The sequence below is a fragment of the Roseibacillus persicicus genome, from assembly GCF_014651675.1.
Lineage (GTDB): Bacteria > Verrucomicrobiota > Verrucomicrobiia > Verrucomicrobiales > Akkermansiaceae > Roseibacillus > Roseibacillus persicicus.
This window is the reverse complement of sequence record NZ_BMXI01000018.1, coordinates 40958-56795: the sequence shown is the minus strand read 5'-3', so window position 1 is coordinate 56795 and position 15838 is coordinate 40958. Positions and strand designations below refer to the sequence as shown.

General features: G+C 57.0%; 12 protein-coding genes and 1 tRNA gene. 5 read left to right on the top strand and 8 right to left on the bottom strand.

Annotated features, from left to right (window positions below; genetic code table 11):
• Positions 1-3: 3 nt before the first annotated feature.
• Positions 4-1404 (bottom strand): RNA polymerase factor sigma-54, encoded by a 1401-nt coding sequence (rpoN, locus tag IE099_RS18045; RefSeq protein WP_189573202.1) that lies wholly within the window; start codon positions 1402-1404, stop codon positions 4-6.
• A 150-nt stretch (positions 1405-1554) separates the two neighbouring features.
• Positions 1555-2061: a hypothetical protein gene (locus IE099_RS18040; RefSeq protein ID WP_189573199.1), complete on the bottom strand. Its 507-nt coding sequence runs from the start codon at positions 2059-2061 to the stop codon at positions 1555-1557.
• 208 nt (positions 2062-2269) lie between these two features.
• Between IE099_RS18040 and mqo the strand changes: the two genes are divergently transcribed.
• A complete protein-coding gene (gene mqo, locus IE099_RS18035) occupies positions 2270-3781 on the top strand; it encodes a malate dehydrogenase (quinone) (protein WP_189573197.1) in 1512 nt (503 codons plus the stop codon).
• Between the two features lie 1312 nt (positions 3782-5093).
• Here the strand turns inward: mqo and IE099_RS18030 are convergent.
• Together IE099_RS18030 and IE099_RS18025 are read right to left on the bottom strand one after the other, a co-directional pair.
• Positions 5094-5168: transfer RNA gene (locus IE099_RS18030), tRNA-Val, on the bottom strand.
• Positions 5169-5335: 167 nt separating this feature from the next.
• A complete protein-coding gene (locus IE099_RS18025) occupies positions 5336-6616 on the bottom strand; it encodes an aspartate kinase (RefSeq protein ID WP_189573194.1) in 1281 nt (426 codons plus the stop codon).
• Between the two features lie 75 nt (positions 6617-6691).
• Between IE099_RS18025 and recJ the strand changes: the two genes are divergently transcribed.
• Both recJ and rsmA read left to right on the top strand, forming a co-directional pair.
• A complete protein-coding gene (recJ, locus tag IE099_RS18020) occupies positions 6692-8407 on the top strand; it encodes a single-stranded-DNA-specific exonuclease RecJ (RefSeq protein ID WP_189573191.1) in 1716 nt (571 codons plus the stop codon).
• A gap of 11 nt (positions 8408-8418) precedes the next feature.
• Complete coding sequence (rsmA, locus tag IE099_RS18015) at positions 8419-9759, top strand: 16S rRNA (adenine(1518)-N(6)/adenine(1519)-N(6))-dimethyltransferase RsmA (protein WP_189573188.1); 1341 nt, start codon at positions 8419-8421, stop codon at positions 9757-9759.
• 41 nt (positions 9760-9800) lie between these two features.
• On the opposite strand, the gene IE099_RS18010 is transcribed toward rsmA, so the two are convergent.
• Positions 9801-10688, bottom strand: coding sequence for a hypothetical protein (locus IE099_RS18010; RefSeq protein WP_189573185.1), 888 nt, complete (start codon positions 10686-10688; stop codon positions 9801-9803).
• Between the two features lie 92 nt (positions 10689-10780).
• Between IE099_RS18010 and mnmA the strand changes: the two genes are divergently transcribed.
• Positions 10781-11854, top strand: a complete 1074-nt coding sequence (mnmA, locus tag IE099_RS18005; RefSeq protein ID WP_189573183.1) for a tRNA 2-thiouridine(34) synthase MnmA — start codon at positions 10781-10783, stop codon at positions 11852-11854.
• Between the two features lie 356 nt (positions 11855-12210).
• Complete coding sequence (locus IE099_RS18000) at positions 12211-12657, top strand: hypothetical protein (RefSeq protein ID WP_189573180.1); 447 nt, start codon at positions 12211-12213, stop codon at positions 12655-12657.
• A gap of 45 nt (positions 12658-12702) precedes the next feature.
• Here the strand turns inward: IE099_RS18000 and IE099_RS17995 are convergent, their stop codons facing one another.
• The 3 genes from IE099_RS17995 to plsX form a co-directional block, all read right to left on the bottom strand.
• Complete coding sequence (locus tag IE099_RS17995) at positions 12703-14271, bottom strand: hypothetical protein (protein WP_189573178.1); 1569 nt, start codon at positions 14269-14271, stop codon at positions 12703-12705.
• An 87-nt stretch (positions 14272-14358) separates the two neighbouring features.
• Positions 14359-14748: a phosphoribosyl-AMP cyclohydrolase gene (gene hisI, locus IE099_RS17990; RefSeq protein WP_189573175.1), complete on the bottom strand. Its 390-nt coding sequence runs from the start codon at positions 14746-14748 to the stop codon at positions 14359-14361.
• Positions 14748-15818 carry a phosphate acyltransferase PlsX gene (gene plsX / locus IE099_RS17985; RefSeq protein ID WP_189573172.1) on the bottom strand — a complete coding sequence of 357 codons (1071 nt, stop codon included), beginning with the start codon at positions 15816-15818 and terminating at the stop codon, positions 14748-14750. The genes hisI and plsX overlap by 1 nt, the downstream gene beginning before the upstream one ends.
• Positions 15819-15838 lie beyond the last annotated feature (20 nt).

Sequence of the window (15838 nt, the reverse complement as noted above, 5' to 3'; positions counted from 1 at the left end):
TGCCTAGTAGGTCTTGCGTAGGTGAGAGGGGAGGATGTTGAGCTGCTCCCGGTATTTGGCCACTGTTCGTCTGGCGACCTTGATGCCCTGTGCGTTCAGTGCTTTCTCGATCGCAGAATCCGACATGGGCTTCTGCGGGTTCTCGTTGCTGATGATGTCCTGAATCGTCTGGCGGACCCCGGCATTGGAGACGTCGCCTCCTCCCGAGGTCTGGTATCCAGTGGCAAAGAACTTCCGCATCTCGATAATGCCTTGTGGCGTTTCGACATATTTTCCTGCTACAGCGCGGGATACGGTTGTGGGGTGGACGCCGATGGTGTCCGCGACATCGTTCATGGTTAGCGGACGAAGGTGGCGCGAGCCTTTTTCGAGGAAGTCGGGCTGATGGCGGATGATCTCTGTCGTGATGGCAATGATGGTGTCCTGTCTTTGGTCCAGGGCCCGGATGAGAACGCGCCCATCGCGGATCTGATCCCGAAGGTAGGAGCGAACCTTTTTGTCGGGCGTGGAGGACAGCATGTCCTTGTAGCTGTCGGCTATCCGGAGCCGGGGGAGATTCTCGTTGGTGGACTGAGCGACCCATTGCCCTACTTCATCGCGAATGATGCGGACGTCGGCGGAGATGACGGGGTTCCGGGTCCCGTCAAAGATGGCTCCAGGTGAAGGGTCCAAGGCAGCGATGTGCTCTGCCGCGCGGGCCACGTTGTCGACCGTTACCTTCATGGCGCGGGCGATTTGCGGGTATTGCTTGCGGGCCAAGTTATCGAGGTGTGTGGAAATAATTCGGTGTTCCAGTGAATCGGCCAGACCGAGACGTTCGAGTTGAAGAAGAAGGGAGTCCTGCAGATTGCGAGCTGCAATGCCGGGCGGGTCCAGAGTGTGCAAAAGAGCGAGGGCATCCTCCATCATCTCCCCGGGAATTTCCAGCCGGGCGGCCAGCTCTTCGGGAGGCTCGGCAAAGAATCCGCGCTCATCGAGATTGCCCACGAGCGCCATGCAGGCGAGACGCAAATCCTCGGCTAATGCGGACTCTTCAATCTGATTGAGCAAGTGGCTGGCCAAGCTTTCTGGGGCAACGAGGGAGTTGTAGAGAAATTCGCGGCGCTCCTCGGAATCCGGATTACTCCCCAGATTCCGGTTTTCCATGATGGCAAGGTCTCGGAGATCATCGTCGTAGCTATCGAAGTGATCGTCGAAATCATCCTCATCGGGCTCGTCGAAATCAAGGTCCTCGATTGAGTCGCTCTCGGTGATGTCTTCCAGAGTTGGATTAATCTCAATCTGTTGGCGTAGAAGTTGCGAAAGCTCCAGAGTGTTAGCCTGCAAAATCTCCAAGCTCTGCCGCATCTGAGGTGCGAGCGTTTGGGATTGGGAGAGGTTCTGGGAGAGTGCTGGACCAGCCATGACGTGGTTGATCAATAGCTGAAATTTTCGACTACACCAGAAATAAAGCAGTTTTTATGCCAAAAAGTCAGTCGAGCCTTCGGGTAACAGTTGCGCGAAGGCTTCTTTCCTCGCTGAGGGGCAGCGGTGAAGCGCTTTGAATCCTCTAACTTAGGCGTTGATTCCTCCGTCAGTGGGCTCCAGAAGTTGGACTTCGGCTATGACCCACTTTCCGTTTATCTTTTCCCAAACGAGATGAACGGGCATGACTTGGGGGTAGGACGTGTTGTCCCGTAGGATGATGTTAACGTCGATCGTTGCCTTCATTTCCGCACGATCGGCCGAGAGAACGGTAATGGATACATCTCCCTTGGTGGTTGCGTTCGCGCTTTTTGAGGCTACCCGGAATCGCATGAGGTAAAGATCTTTCATGCTGTCCGGGGTGGCTGAGCCGGCAACGATTTCGTTTCCTGAGCCTGAAAAGACAATCTCGGGGGCAAAATGCGAGGCGAAGTCGTCTCCTTCTTTCTCCATATCTTTCAGCGTCACTACGCCGAAGCTCATGGTGTCGAGAAGGGAGTCCAAGCGTCTCTCCAAGACTCGAGGGGTCGAGAAGTGAAAGTATAGATATCCAGCGATGCCTAAAAGGGCCGCAGCAAGGAGTAAAATCTTCTTCATGAGCTTGAGTTCATGCTTGGGAAAAGGCTGTCGGGGGGCAAGGTAAATTGAGAGGGGGCGAGCGAAGGACTGCTCGCGGAGGAAGAAGCGAAAGAAGTATTTCGTGGGATTGTGGTGGAGGCCTTGCGAGCGCTTTGCCCTTGGTATATGGACGCGGACCCTACGGGTCTCGCAAGCATGCTGGACCTGCCTAATCAACCATTTGTTCATGTCATCCAAACAGCTGTCTCAAACCGATGTTGTCCTCATCGGTTCCGGCATTATGTCGGCCAACCTTGGCGCTTTGCTCAAGTCCCTGGACCCCAAACTCTCCATTCAACTCCTCGAGGTCACTGACGAGTTCGCCAAGGAGGCGTCCAATGGTTGGAACAATGCGGGGACCGGGCACGCGGGGATCTGTGAGTTGAGCTATACCCCGGACCAGGCAAAGGACGGTTCGGTTGATGTCTCGAACGCGATCAAGATTTTCGAGCAGTTTGAGTTTTCCCGCCAGTTCTGGGCTTATGCGGTGGAAAAGGGCATGATCGCCAATCCGCGTGATTGCATCAATCCGGTGGCTCACATGTCTTTCGTCCACGGCGACCAGCAGGTGGAGTTTTTACGCCAACGGCACAAGGGGATGGCGAATCATCACTTCTTCGAGAGCATGACTTACAGCACCGATCGGGGCGAAATCGGTTCGTGGGCTCCGTTGCTGTTAGATGAGCGTGATCCCGACGTTCCCATCGCCGCGACCCGCATGGAGGAGGGGACTGATGTGAACTTTGGCGCGATTGCCTTGAGCCTCGTTGAATGGCTGAGCGAGCAGGAGAACTGCAGTGCCCTCACAGGTCACAAAGTAGTGGGTCTGGAGAAAACGGAGAGGGGCTGGGATGTGCTGGTGGAAAATCTCGCTACCGAAGAGCTCACGGTCACTTCCGCTAAATTCGTCTTCGTGGGCGCCGGTGGGGGAAGTCTTCAGCTTTTGCAAAAGGCCGGAATTCCCCAGGCGCAGGGTTTGGGTGGTTTTCCCATCGGTGGGCAATGGCTCATTTGCAAGAACCCCGAGGTCATCGCCAAGCATCAGGCCAAGGTCTACGGGCAAGCCTTGGAGGCCGCGCCGACGATGGCAGTGCCGCATCTGGATACCCGTATTTTAGATGGCGAGAAGTCCTTGCTGTTCGGCCCCTTCGCCTCGTGGACGACGAAGTTTTTGCATGGCAAAGGTTCGTTTCTCGACCTGCCCTCGACGGTCAAGCCGCACAACTTGGCTACCTTGCTCAAGGTCGGGGTGAGCAACCTGCCTTTGGTGAAATACCTTGTTCAGCAAGGGACTCAATCAATGCAGGATCGATTGGACGTGCTCCACGTCTTCTATCCCGGAGCTAAAGCGGAGGATTGGAAACTCATTGATGCGGGGATTCGGGTTCAGGCCATCAAAAAGGAAGACGGTGAGGCTGGGATCGTGCACTACGGCACCGAAGTCATCACTTCCGATGATCGAAGCATTTCCGCTCTTTTAGGTGCATCGCCTGGTGCGTCGGTTTCCGTTCATATTGTGCTGGAGGTGATTAAGAAATGTCTTCCCGAGATGCTCGAAAGTGAGGAAGGGAGGCGCAAGATCGAGGAGATGATTCCCAACTTCAACGAAGACCTTAAGGACCCTTCCAAAGCCGACCGCTACCGCGAACTCGCCCAATCCGCCATCCAGCGCTTGGGATTGGATTACCAGAGTTTCTGAAAACTCCAACGGGGTGAAAGAGGATAGCCCGGGGTGCAACCCCGGGTAGAGGGTTGTTAGAAAGGTCAAAGCGAGTGTGGGGTGAGTTCGTTCAAGCGCCCTCTCGAAGCGATTCGGAAGGCTATGGATTTCGCGCGAGCGTGAGGGTGTTGGACCATCGCTCGGCTGGCGCACGGGCGATGATTTTGGAACGGACTTCGGGACCGTGGAAGAACTTCCGAATCACCGCCTCGTCCACCAATTCTTTATCGATATGATCCCGGGGTGAAGCCCCGGGTATTCAAGCGAGGAGAGGTCAAGGCGAGTGTGGGGTGAGTTCGTTCACGAGCTCTCCCGAAGCGATTCGGAAGGCTATGGATTTCGCGTGAGCGTGAGGGCATTGGACGATCGCTCGGCTGGCGCACGGGCGATGATTTTGGAACGGACTTCGGGACCGTGAAAGAACTTCCGAATCACCGCCTCGTCCTAACATTTCGCAATCATTTAGATCCCGGGGTTGCACCCCGGGCTATCCTCTTTCGCCCCGTTGGGGCTGACGGAATGATGTTGTCACGTTTCCGCAGGGGCTGGCGGAAAAGAGTGGTTTTTCCCGCCGGGGCTGACGGAATGGGGGGCTCGTTTCGGTTGGGGTTGGCAAGATGGCGTGGTTTTGATTTTCGAGGAAAAGGAGGGAAATGGTGATGAGTGTGGGTGGTCGTTAGTTCGGGTGGCTCCGCAGTTGTGAGGAAAGCTCGGGGCTGGGGAGGTCGGCGAAGAGTCCTCAAAAGAGTGAGACTCTAGTCGTCAGGTTGTGTTTTGCGAGAAGTCAGATTTCTGAAAACCCCAACGGGGTGAGAGAAGATAGCCCGGGGTGAAGCCCCGGGTATTCAAGCGAGGAAAGGTCAAAGCGAGTGTGGGGTGAGTTCGTTCATTCGCCTCCCGAAGCGATTCGGAAGGCGATGGATTTCGCGCGAGCGTGAGGGTGTTGGGCCATCGCTCGGCTGGCGCACGGGCGATGATTTCGGAACGGACTTCGGGACCGTGAAAGAACTTCCGAATCACCGCCTCGTCCTAACATTTCGTAATCATTTAGATCCCGGGGTTGCACCCCGGGCTATCTTCTTTCGCCCCGTTGGGGCTGACGGAATGATGTGGCCTCGTTCCCGCAGGGGTTGGCGAGAATGGTGTGGTCTCATTCCCGTGGGGGGACGGAATGAGGTGCTCTTTTCCAATTGGTGCTGACGGATTGGCGTAGTTCTACATTTCGTAGAGATGAAGGGAGAACATCGAGGGAGGTTTCGAATGACGTTTCTCCGAGAAGTAGAGAAAGAAATGGTGGTCGGTACAAGATTTGAACTTGTGACATCCTGCGTGTGAAGCAGGCGCTCTACCACTGAGCTAACCGACCGTTGGGCAATCGCTTTGATTGCGCGGGCGCGAGGGATAAGGGCTCGCTCTGTTTATTTCAAGAAAAACAATCAATGGACTTTGGCTGTTTTAAAAGCGCAGGCTCAGGCCTTGAGTCAGAATCAAGCATGTCCTCGCACGGGGCGAGGGCAAGGGCTTTGCGTCAGACTACATCGGTGCCTTGTCCAGATTGAAGGAAGCGTGCACGGCGCGGGCGGCGTCTTCGATTTTGGCTTCGGGGACGGTGACGGAGATCTTGATTTCCGAGGTGGAGATCATGCCGATGTTGATGCCTTCGTCGCCGAGGGCTTGGAACATTTGGGCGGCGACTCCGGAGTGGGAGCGCATGCCGATGCCGACGACCGAGAGTTTGCCGATGCCCGCTTCGGTCTCGACCCGGGCATCGGGGGAGAGCTCGGAGACAACAGGTTGGAGCGCGGCCTGGGCGCGTCCGAGGTCGCTGGTGTGCATCGTGAAGGAGTGGCGCGCCAGTCCATCGGAGGCGATGTTGGAGACGATCATGTCGATGTTGATCTCGCCCGCCGCGAGGGCGTTGAGAATCTTGGCCGACATGCCCGGTTGGTCGGGAATGGAGGTGATGGTGACCCGTGCTTGCGAGCGTTCGATTGAGACGCCTCGAATGACGACGGATTCCATGTTGGGGTGTTCTTCGGTCACGATAGTTCCGGGATTATTGTTGAGAGAGGAGCGCACTTCGAATTTGACGCCGAACTTTTTGGCAAATTCGACCGAGCGGGATTGCATCACCTTGGTGCCGACGGAGGCCAGTTCAAGGAGCTCGTCGTAGGAGATTTCCGGCAGTTTGCGGGCGTCGGGGACGACCCGGGGATCGGCGGTGTAGACTCCGTCGACATCGGTGAGAATCTGGCAGACATCGGCGTGCAACGAAGAGGCAATGGCGATGGCGGAAAGGTCGGAGCCTCCGCGACCGAGGGTCTGGATGTGGCCGTTGGCGTTGACTCCCTGGAAGCCAGCCACGATGAGAACGTTGCCTTGCTCCAGCAGGTCGCGGGTTTGCGCTCCGTCGAGGGAGTCGATGCGGGCGCGGGTGTGGGAGCCGGTGGTGCGCACTCCGGCCTGGCGACCGGTGATGGAAAGAGCGGGGACCCCGGATTCTTGCAGCGCCATGGCGAGCAGCGCGATGGATTGTTGCTCGCCGGTGGAGACGAGGACGTCCAGTTCGCGCTCCGAGGGGTTGGGGGACATCTCGTGGGCCATGGCAATCAGCTTGTCAGTGACCCCGCTCATGGCGGAGACCACCACGGCGACGCTGTGTCCTTCGTCGTGAAGAGCCTTCACCCGTTGGGCGACGTTGCGAATGCGGTCGAAGGACCCGACGGAAGTTCCTCCGTATTTTTGAACAATGACCATGAGTTGCGGGTTGCGGTCTAACCAAGAGAGGGCATTGAGAGCGAGTATTTTTTCCATTCAGGGTCTTTCTTTGTCCAAAGAGAGAAGTTCCCTTGAGTGCAAGCCATCCTCCCCCTAGCTTCGCAAAACACCATGGCCAACGCAAACTTGAGAACCCGTCGCTGGATTCTCCGGGACGACCCCGGAGCAATTCCCGATTGCGAGGTGGTTGGCGGTTTGCATCCGGTTCTGCAGCGTCTTCTGGGGCAGCGGGGATTCGTGGAAGAGGCCTGTGTGGGAAACTTTTTGGCGCCCCGACTGAAGGACCTGAGCGACCCCTTCGACCTTCCTGAAATGGAAAAAGGAGTGAAGCGGGTTTTTGAGGCCGTCGATCAGGGGCAGGAGATTTGTGTCTACGGCGATTACGATGTCGATGGCATCAGTTCCATCACCATCATGCAGACCGTGCTGCAGGCCTACGGGGCCAAGGTGCGCCACTTTGTGCCGGTTCGCAGCACGGAGGGTTATGGTCTGAGCGAGGCGGCCATTGCCCGCTGCATGGGGGAAGGGCCGCGGCCGAATCTCTTTATCACCGTCGATTGCGGCACCGTTTCGCATGGTCCCATTTCGCAATTGGGGGCCGAGGGGATTGACGTGATTGTGGTGGATCACCACGAGCGCGGGGAGGCGGGGCGTCCGGATTGCGTGGCGCTGATCAATCCCAAGTTCGAGTCCACGCCCTACAGCTATCTCTGCGCGGCTGGAGTGGTCTTCAAGTTGGCGCATGGGCTTTTGAAGACTCGTCCGCTGGAAAACTTCGACCTTCGCAGCGTGCTTGACCTGGTGGCGGTGGCGACCATTTCGGACATTGTTCCTTTGGTTGGTGAAAACCGTTTGTTGGTCCGTCATGGACTCAAGCGCTTGCCAAAGACTATGAATGTCGGCTTGCGCGCTCTGATGGATGTGACTGGTCTGAACGGTCATGCCAGTAGCAGCGATGTTGGCTTTCGTCTCGGGCCTCGTATCAATGCGGCGGGGCGGATGGATCGCCCGGATGAGGCTCTGAGCACTCTCTTGGCGAAAAGTCCGGCCGATGCCAAAGCTCTCGCCGAGCGGTTGGATAACTACAACCGCGAGCGCCAGAAGACGGAGCTGCGGATTCTCGAGGAAGCCGAAGCCCAGCTGGAGGCGACTCACAAGGTGGAAGAGGAGCCCGTCATCGTGGTGGGTTCCCGCAACTGGCATCCCGGGGTGGTGGGCATTGTGGCTTCCCGCTTGATGCGCAAATACCATCGACCGGCCTTTGTGGTGGCGATTGACGACGAGGGGGTCGGCAAGGGCAGTGGTCGCAGTGTGGAGGGGGTTTCTCTCGTGGAGGCCATTCGCAATGCGGGGGATGTTCTCATCGCCGGAGGCGGACACCACATGGCGGCGGGCATTAGTGTTCACGAGGATCAGTTGGCGGCTTTTCGCGAGTCGTTTGGAAAATATGTTTTGGAAAATGCCAGGTCCGAGGACTTGGAGCCGAAGCTTCACATCGATGGCGTGCTGGGGCTGGATTCCCTGGACCTCGATTTTCTCTATCAGTATGAAAGCCTGCAGCCCTTTGGTTCAGGCAATTCAGTGCCGGTCTTTGTGGCCCGCGATGTTTGGTTGTCGGAGGCTCCGCGCGTTTTGAAAAACAACCACCTGAAGCTTTGGCTGCGTCAGGGGGGGGCGGAAAAGGACGCCATGTTCTTCGGTGGGGGCGAGCGGGAGCTGCCGGAACCTCCCTGGGACGTTGCGTTCACGATTGACCGCAACTTCTTTCGTGGCACAACCAGCTGCCAGATGCTGATTCGCGACATTCGTCCTGCGGGTCAGTTCTAACATTCGTCGCCATGACCTTACCCGAACTCAAAGTCGCCCTCGATGCCACCGGCGTCATTCCCTCCCGCAAGCTCGGGCAGAACTTTTTGCATGATGCCAACGTGGCCCGCTGGATTGGCGAGCAACTTGATCCCCAGCCGGATGATTGCATTGTGGAGGTCGGGCCGGGCACGGGAGCCTTGAGCGAGCATTTGGTGGGGAAAGTGCGCAAGCTGGTGTTGGTGGAATACGACCAGCGGCTGGCGGAATACCTCACCAAGAAATTTGCCAACGAACCCTCGGTGGAGGTGCATAGCGAGGATGGAGCCCGCTTCGATTTGCGTCCGCTGTGGGCGGAAGGCAAGGTGAAGCTGTTGGGCAACTTGCCCTACTCGGCAGGCGGCGCGATTTTACGAAATTTTCTCAAAGGACCGACTCCGGTGGAGCGCGCGGTCATCATGCTGCAGAAGGAGGTCATCGACCGAATCCTCGCCGTGCCACGCACCAAGGCCTACGGCGTCTTGACCCTGCGGATGCAGAGCGAGTGGGATTCGGCGCCTATCAAAACGATTGGGCCGGAGTGCTTTCACCCGCGGCCTTTGATTGATTCCACCGTGATGATGTGTCGCCAACGGGCGACGCCATTGCCGGTTTATGACCGTCGTCTTTTTGACGAATTGATTCGGCGTGGTTTCGCGCAAAGACGGAAGATGGTGCGCAAGGCCATGCCGGACTCGCCTCCCTGGCCCAAAGTGGCTGAGAAGATCGGCTGCACCGAGACCGCCCGGGCGGAGGAATTGAGCTTGGAGCAATGGGTGGAGCTGACCCGCTGCTATGACGAGTTCAGTAGCGAACCCGCACAGCGTGGCGACGAGGTCTTCGATGTCGTCGACGAGCAGAACGAGGTCACCGGACAAGCCACGCGGGCTGAAGTTCATGAGAAAGGACTACGCCATCGCGCGGTCCATGTCTTTGTGGTCAATGGCAAGAGCGAGATTTTGCTACAGCAGCGATCCCTGTTGAAGGACGAGCAGCCCGGCAAGTGGGGTTCCAGTGCGGCGGGTCACCTCGATAGCGGGGAAGACTACGAGGCGTGCGCCCGGCGCGAGTTGGGCGAGGAACTGGGGATCGAGGCCGAGGATTTACCACTGAAGGCGGTGGGCGAGCTTCCACCCAGTGACGAGAACGGATGGGAATTCATCCGGCTCTACGTCACCGTCTACTCCGGCGCAATGCGGACGCGCGCCAATGAAGTCGCCGCCGTGGAGTGGATGGGGCAGGAGGAATTGCGCCGCTGGCTCGCGGTGCGCCCCGAGGACTTTTCGGGAGGCTTCCGCAATTGCTGGGAGCTGCTGGAAAAACAGTCTGGGTAATCTTTGGAGGAAGCGGGGAAGAAGTAGGACCGCGTCGCCGGCTAGGACTTCTTTTTCCACCGCAGAAAGACCACCAGCAGCAAACTCACGATCGTCAGCACCGAGCCGAAGGCCACGAGGGCGATTTTCTTGGTTCGTTCGACTTCTTCTCGGGTCATCTCCTGTTGTCCGGGAGGCTCGGCGGCAGGATCGGAGCGAAGAATGATACCGTCGTCAATGAGCTGCAGAGAGGTGAGCTTTTTCATCACCGGCCCCAGCTTTTCGTCTTTGAGGTAGGGAGCGGTGAGTTGGTGGTCAGAAAGATGGGCGGCAAACTCATCGGGGACGCTGCCCTTGTTGGAATCGATATGCGAGATGTCAATGAGCACCTGGCCGCTTTCCAGGCGGGGTTTGCCATGGATGATGCCATTGAGATAGCGGGGAGAGGTGTCGCCAATCGGCTTGCCATTGATGCGATAGGAGATCTGGATGCGAGCCTCTTCGGGGGAGAGGGACAAGATGTGAAAAGTCTCGCGCAGATCAAGGAACTGAGGCTGCGCCGCGATGGAGAGGTTCAGGTCGCGAGTGCTGAGGAGGAGTTCGACAGGCTCTACGGGCGTGTCTTGGGCTTCTTCTTCGCCGGCCTCGTTGGCGAGGACTGCAGTGCGGAATCCGTCCATCCGGCGGGATAGGTCGTTGAACTCATTCTCGAATTTAGTGGGGTCGAGGACGGGAGTGGCAGCTGGGGAGGTTTCGGTGAACTTTGAAATCTCATCATCCATCCGGAAGAGCGAATAGATCGTGAAGCCCACCAGAAAGAGCATCATGAGAGCTGCGGCAATGATGATGGAGCAGCCGGCGAAAGGGGAGTGCTGGCCCTCCTTTTGCTCGGGTTGCGCGCTTTTCTTGGTGTTAGCCGGAGTGCGGCGGCGATTGTTTTCACTCGACATCGGGAGGGCTTTTAGAAGGGGATGGAACGCGGGGCAAGACGGGAGCTGCAATTTGGGATTTTCGTTTCCGTCATCACGGGTTAAGTCCCCCCATGGCGCGTATTATGGTCGGCTTGTCGGGCGGAGTGGATTCATCCGTGGCGGCAGCCTTACTTCAGGAGCAAGGCCACGAGGTGGTCGGCGGCTACATGAAGAATTGGATCAATGATGAGGGCATCGCAGGCGATTGCCCCTGGGAACAGGATGTGGAGGATGCGCATGCGGTCGCGAAGCATCTGGGGATCGAGTTCCGGGTCATCGACCTCGTGGATCACTATCGTGAGCGCATCGTCGATTACCTCCTCGCGGGTTATCGGGATGGCATCACCCCCAATCCCGACGTCTTTTGCAATCGCGAGATGAAGTTCGGGGTCTTTCTCGACTATGCTCTTTCGCAAGGGTTTGAGGCGGTGGGAACTGGGCACTATGCCCGCCGGAGGGAATTGGCGGATGGTTCCGCAGTGATTCTGCGCGGAGCGGATCCCAATAAGGACCAGTCCTACTTTCTAGCCATGATGAAGCCCGAGCAGATTCAGCGAGCGCGCTTTCCGGTCGGGGAATTGCTCAAAACTCAAGTTCGCGACGAAGCGCGACGCTTTGGATTGCCCACAGCGGAAAAGAAAGACAGCCAAGGCATCTGTTTTATCGGAAATATCAAGATGAACGATTTCCTGACCCACTATGTGAAGGATGACCCAGGTGAGATCGTCGATTTGGAAGGACGGGTTCTGGGGACGCATCGTGGGCTGCACTTGTTTACCTTGGGTCAGCGCAAAGGGCATGGGGTGGCTTCTCCCCGAGATGGCATGGCCTACGTCGTAGTGCGGAAAGAGCCGGAAAGTAAGCGTCTGGTGGTCGCCTATGAAGACCAGGAGGGCAGCGGACTCTATTCTTCAACCTGTCTGGTGGGCTCTCTTTCGTGGATGAATGGTGCTCGTCACGGGGTTCTCGATGCGCAGCCACGCTATCGGGCCAAATCGGAGCGGGTCACGGTCGTTGCAGAGGGCGATCGTCTCAGGGTAAACTTTCAGCGTCCCCAGCGGGCGCTGACCCCGGGTCAGGTCTGTGCATTCTATGACGGGGGCCAGCTTTTGGGTGGTGGAGTCTTTGAAGTCATCGAAGCTTAACAGTCTCAAAATGCCGCTTATTTAAGATTTCTTAAAATAAATCACGGTGTTTCTAAAAAAAATTGAGAGTCCTGTTAAGCGAATGGATCGAAATTTTATAACTTGCCGTTCAAATGTTTTTTCGTTTTTTTCGTTTCGGCTGCCACCCTGCTGACAGCCTTAAGTGTTGTGATATCAACGAAAAACCGTCATTTTTTCGCTGTGCTTAACGATTGGAATGCCTTTGTTTTGAAGAAAACCAGTTAATCAAGTTCGCCGAAATAATAACGAAATCTAATCATTGGAATACCAAAAAAGATTCGTAAAGTTGACGTTACCTATTCACAATCTGTCTGCCCCTACGAAACACCCCTTTTATGACTGCTAATACAAGTTCCCTCGGACAGGCCGGTTCGAAACAAGGCCAAGGACTGGCTGAAAGTTTCCTCACTACGATTGTGGTAGAGAAGGCCCAGTCTTCCTGTGAGTCAGTTGCCGTTACCCTCGATGCGCAAGCCTCGGAGCAAGCGATCCTCAATGATTTTCTTTCTGCCTGCCGTGAGTATATGACTGCTACCGCCCGTGATAGTCGTCACCGCACCCGTTATGCGGCTTGGTGTGCAGAGCGTTGTGGCGAGACTGCCGCAGTGTGCGACAGTTTGGGAGATTCCGCTGCCAGACGTTGTGCCAGATGGTGCCGCCTGTTGATGGCGGAGCTGAATAATGAGCTCGCTGGAGTCAAAAAGACCATGAACAGCGATATCAACTGGGGAGGCGTGAAAAGTGTCCTCAACAAGGAAGTGAAGCTTCCTTGGGGCGGTTAAGCGCCTTCAGTCCAATCCTTTGAGCTTTTTCTGAGCCCCCTTTTCTCAGGGGTGCCAGTCGAAGGAGTTGATTTGAATCAGCTCCAGATACCTTGGGCCTTCGGATTCCTTTGACCAAGCCAGGGTCACGGTCATGGGAATATCCTCCCGAAAAGCGACGCCCTCCCTGTATTTTTTCAGCTCATCGAGGATTTCCCCTTTCTTGTCGAAGTAGGCTTTGACCGCGGTCCGGTCATTGGGGAAGGAGCCCATCTTGAGTGTGGCTTTGCTGGTGTGCTCGCGAACGGCCTCGGTTTCGAAGCATCGCGCCACGCACTCAGCTAGCACAAAAAAACGAGCGGGTCGGTCAAGCGGGCTGGCGGCGTAGCGAGCCAGTTTCTGAGTATAGAATTCCACGAAAGCTTCGGAGTGAACCTGTGTGGATTCGCTTCCTTCCCATTTGTGAAGCTCGATGGCAATCGGCTCGGGAGGCGTGTTGCGAGTGCCGTCCCAGCTGGCTATGTAAAAAAAATCCGTCCTCTTTTCCTGCGGATCTTTCAGGATTTCCCAGAAATGCGTGCTGGATGGATCAGGAAGGGCCTGGGCAAGTGGGCTGCTGGCCACGTTGGGATTCTTCTGGCTTTGAACTGATAAAAAGGGGGTGCGTTCGGTCAAGTTTCGAGCGGCGAGAAACTTCTCCAGGATCTTTTGAATCTCATCGGGATCGTCCACAGCCCCAATTCCGACCGGAAGAGGGGTTTCTCCTTCTCTAAAGTCTTCGCCCGGTGGGAGTTCTGCGGGGGGGAGAACGGGCGCTTCTTCCTCTTCTCCGCCATCGAGGGGAGGCTCGGTAGGCTTGGGGATTGTGGTGTTCACAGGCTCTTCAGAGGAAGGCGCGGGGGGGGCTGGGCGAGGGGTGTCCAGAGCGGAGGGAGTAGCGAGCTCAGTGGCTGGAGCTTCCTGGGAGCCTCCTCCGAGAAGAGACTTCAGCGTGTTCAGGCCCACGACACCAGTCTGGTTCAGAATCGCGACGACTCCGATAGTCATGATCACGAGGGCGGCCAGAAGAAAGAGAATGCTGGGGATTCTGCTCCCTTGTTTCACCTTGCCGCCCGCGTTGCTGCGCTGAGGCTCGGAAGATGGCTGGCGAGGGGCTTCAGCGGTCGGAGCGGGAGAATGGGAAGCCATTCCATCGTCGCTGCGATGGGTGGGGAGTTCCCGGATTGGCTCAGGTTCGAGGGGAAAAGGAGGCTCGTCAGGGAGAGGGTGGACCTCGGGTCGAACGGGATCGGGAACAACTGTCGGAAAGACGTTCTGTCCAGCAGGCGGAGAATCCGTCGAGCTGCGGGGAGCGGGGCTTTGGGGAGGTTGAGTAGGCTCAACGGGGGGGGCGTAGCTCGGCTGGGAGGGTTGCTCCGGCGGAGCCGGGGGCTCGGGAGCGGGCTGTTGCCGGGGGTGAGCCGCTGGTGCGACGGGTTCGGGTGCCGCTGGCTCAGGAGCGGCTGGCTGGGGGATTGGAGCCGTGATGGTGCTTTGACAGGAGGGGCAGGGTCCCGTGACGCCAGCCAAGGCTGCGGGGACATCAAGCTGGATCCCGCAAGAGGGACAGTTAAAGCGTATTTTTGAAGGGGTCATGCCGAAGGGGATGCGTGTCAGAGTAGAGTCGCTCGCGATGAGACCCAGGGTCAACTCGTGAGTGTGTCCCTCAACGCCACCCTCGGTCTACTCTTCGCGAAATGTAAGGGATCCGTCCGCTTGCACCTCACGGTAGAAACAGGTGGATCGTTTGGTGTGACAACAGCCGCCTCCCATTTGTTCAACTTCCAGAATCAGAGCGTCTTGATCGCAATCGGTGCGAATGGTGACGATTTTTTGAAATTCTCCGGAAGTCGCTCCTTTGTGCCAAATTGTCTGACGGCTGCGGGAGTAGTAGACTGCCTCTTGCTTTTCCAAGGTCAGCTTGAGTGATTCGGCATTCATGTATGCCAACATGAGGGGTTCTTTGGTGACCGCGTCGATGGCCATCGCGGGGATGAGTCCGTCGCGGTCAAACTTAGGCATCAGGGTGTGCCCGTTCTCGATCGATTCTTTGTCGCTTTGTTCAGGAAACATTAGGAGTTGCTTTCAGGTTTGGAAGATTTCTCGGAGGCGGGGTTGACTCTTGGGAGGGTGAGGGCGTGAAGGGCTGCTTCAATCTGGGGATTGACCTCATTTTTCACCGCTTTAGAGGCCATGTGAAGAGCGTTTCGAATGGCGAGGGACGTGGAGGAACCGTGGGAAATGATAACCGTTCCCCGGACGCCCAAGAGAGGGGAGCCGCCGTAGGTCTCGTAGTTGGTGCGCTCTTTCACATTGCCGAAAGCACCCTTGGAAAGCAGCGCGCCCAGAACGCGGAAGGGGGTTCGCTTGAATTCCTTCTTGAGCCACTTGGACATCGCCTTGGCGGTCGCCTCGCAGGATTTCAGCACCACATTACCGGTGAAACCGTCACAAAGACAGACATCCAGGCGGGTTTCAAAGAGGTCGTGCCCTTCCACATTGCCGCGAAAGTCGAAATTGGCGTGACCGGAGTCCACCATGTGCTTGAGCAGAATAAGCGCTTCCTTGGTCAAGACCGTACCTTTTTCCTCCTCTTCGCCATTGGACATGATGCCGACTACCGGACGGCTCACTCCGAGAACCTTGTTGGCGTAGACGGAGCCCATGACGGCATAGGTGGCCAAATGTTTGGCCTTGGCCTCGGGATTGGCTCCGGCATCGAGAATGTTGCAGGTCCCATACTCATTGGGGATGGGGGAGGCGATTCCAGCCCGGTCCACTCCCTTGAGAAGGCGGAGCTTGATTGTGGCCGCTGCCACTGCGGCACCGGTGTTGCCGGCAGAAACGACTGCTTGGGCGGCGCCTTGTTTGACGAGTTCGGTAGCGACAGAGATGGAACTATCCTTTTTCCGCCGGATGGCCTTCGCTCCCGACTCGTGCATTTCCACGACTTCGCTGGCGTGGACGATCCGGGCCCGGGGATCCGTCAGGCTATTGCGGGCGCAGCTTTCGCTGAGAGTGGCCTTATCGCCGACTAGAACAATCTCCGAGATTTGAGGATAGAGGCTGAGAGCATCGCGCGCCCCAATGACGTTGACATCGGGCGCGTTGTCCCCGCCCATGGCGTCTAGTGCAATAATCATTAGTTCAGGGAATGAGTTGT

Bases quoted from the DNA above. Each gene is read 5' to 3' on its own strand.
- rpoN (WP_189573202.1), bottom strand. From the start codon at position 1,404: ATGGCTGGTCCAGCACTCTCCCAGAACCTCTCCCAATCCCAAACGCTC.
- IE099_RS18040 (WP_189573199.1), bottom strand. From the start codon at position 2,061: ATGAAGAAGATTTTACTCCTTGCTGCGGCCCTTTTAGGCATCGCTGGA.
- mqo (WP_189573197.1), top strand. From the start codon at position 2,270: ATGTCATCCAAACAGCTGTCTCAAACCGATGTTGTCCTCATCGGTTCC.
- IE099_RS18025 (WP_189573194.1), bottom strand. From the start codon at position 6,616: ATGGAAAAAATACTCGCTCTCAATGCCCTCTCTTGGTTAGACCGCAAC.
- recJ (WP_189573191.1), top strand. From the start codon at position 6,692: ATGGCCAACGCAAACTTGAGAACCCGTCGCTGGATTCTCCGGGACGAC.
- rsmA (WP_189573188.1), top strand. From the start codon at position 8,419: ATGACCTTACCCGAACTCAAAGTCGCCCTCGATGCCACCGGCGTCATT.
- IE099_RS18010 (WP_189573185.1), bottom strand. From the start codon at position 10,688: ATGTCGAGTGAAAACAATCGCCGCCGCACTCCGGCTAACACCAAGAAA.
- mnmA (WP_189573183.1), top strand. From the start codon at position 10,781: ATGGCGCGTATTATGGTCGGCTTGTCGGGCGGAGTGGATTCATCCGTG.
- IE099_RS18000 (WP_189573180.1), top strand. From the start codon at position 12,211: ATGACTGCTAATACAAGTTCCCTCGGACAGGCCGGTTCGAAACAAGGC.
- IE099_RS17995 (WP_189573178.1), bottom strand. From the start codon at position 14,271: ATGACCCCTTCAAAAATACGCTTTAACTGTCCCTCTTGCGGGATCCAG.
- hisI (WP_189573175.1), bottom strand. From the start codon at position 14,748: ATGTTTCCTGAACAAAGCGACAAAGAATCGATCGAGAACGGGCACACC.
- plsX (WP_189573172.1), bottom strand. From the start codon at position 15,818: ATGATTATTGCACTAGACGCCATGGGCGGGGACAACGCGCCCGATGTC.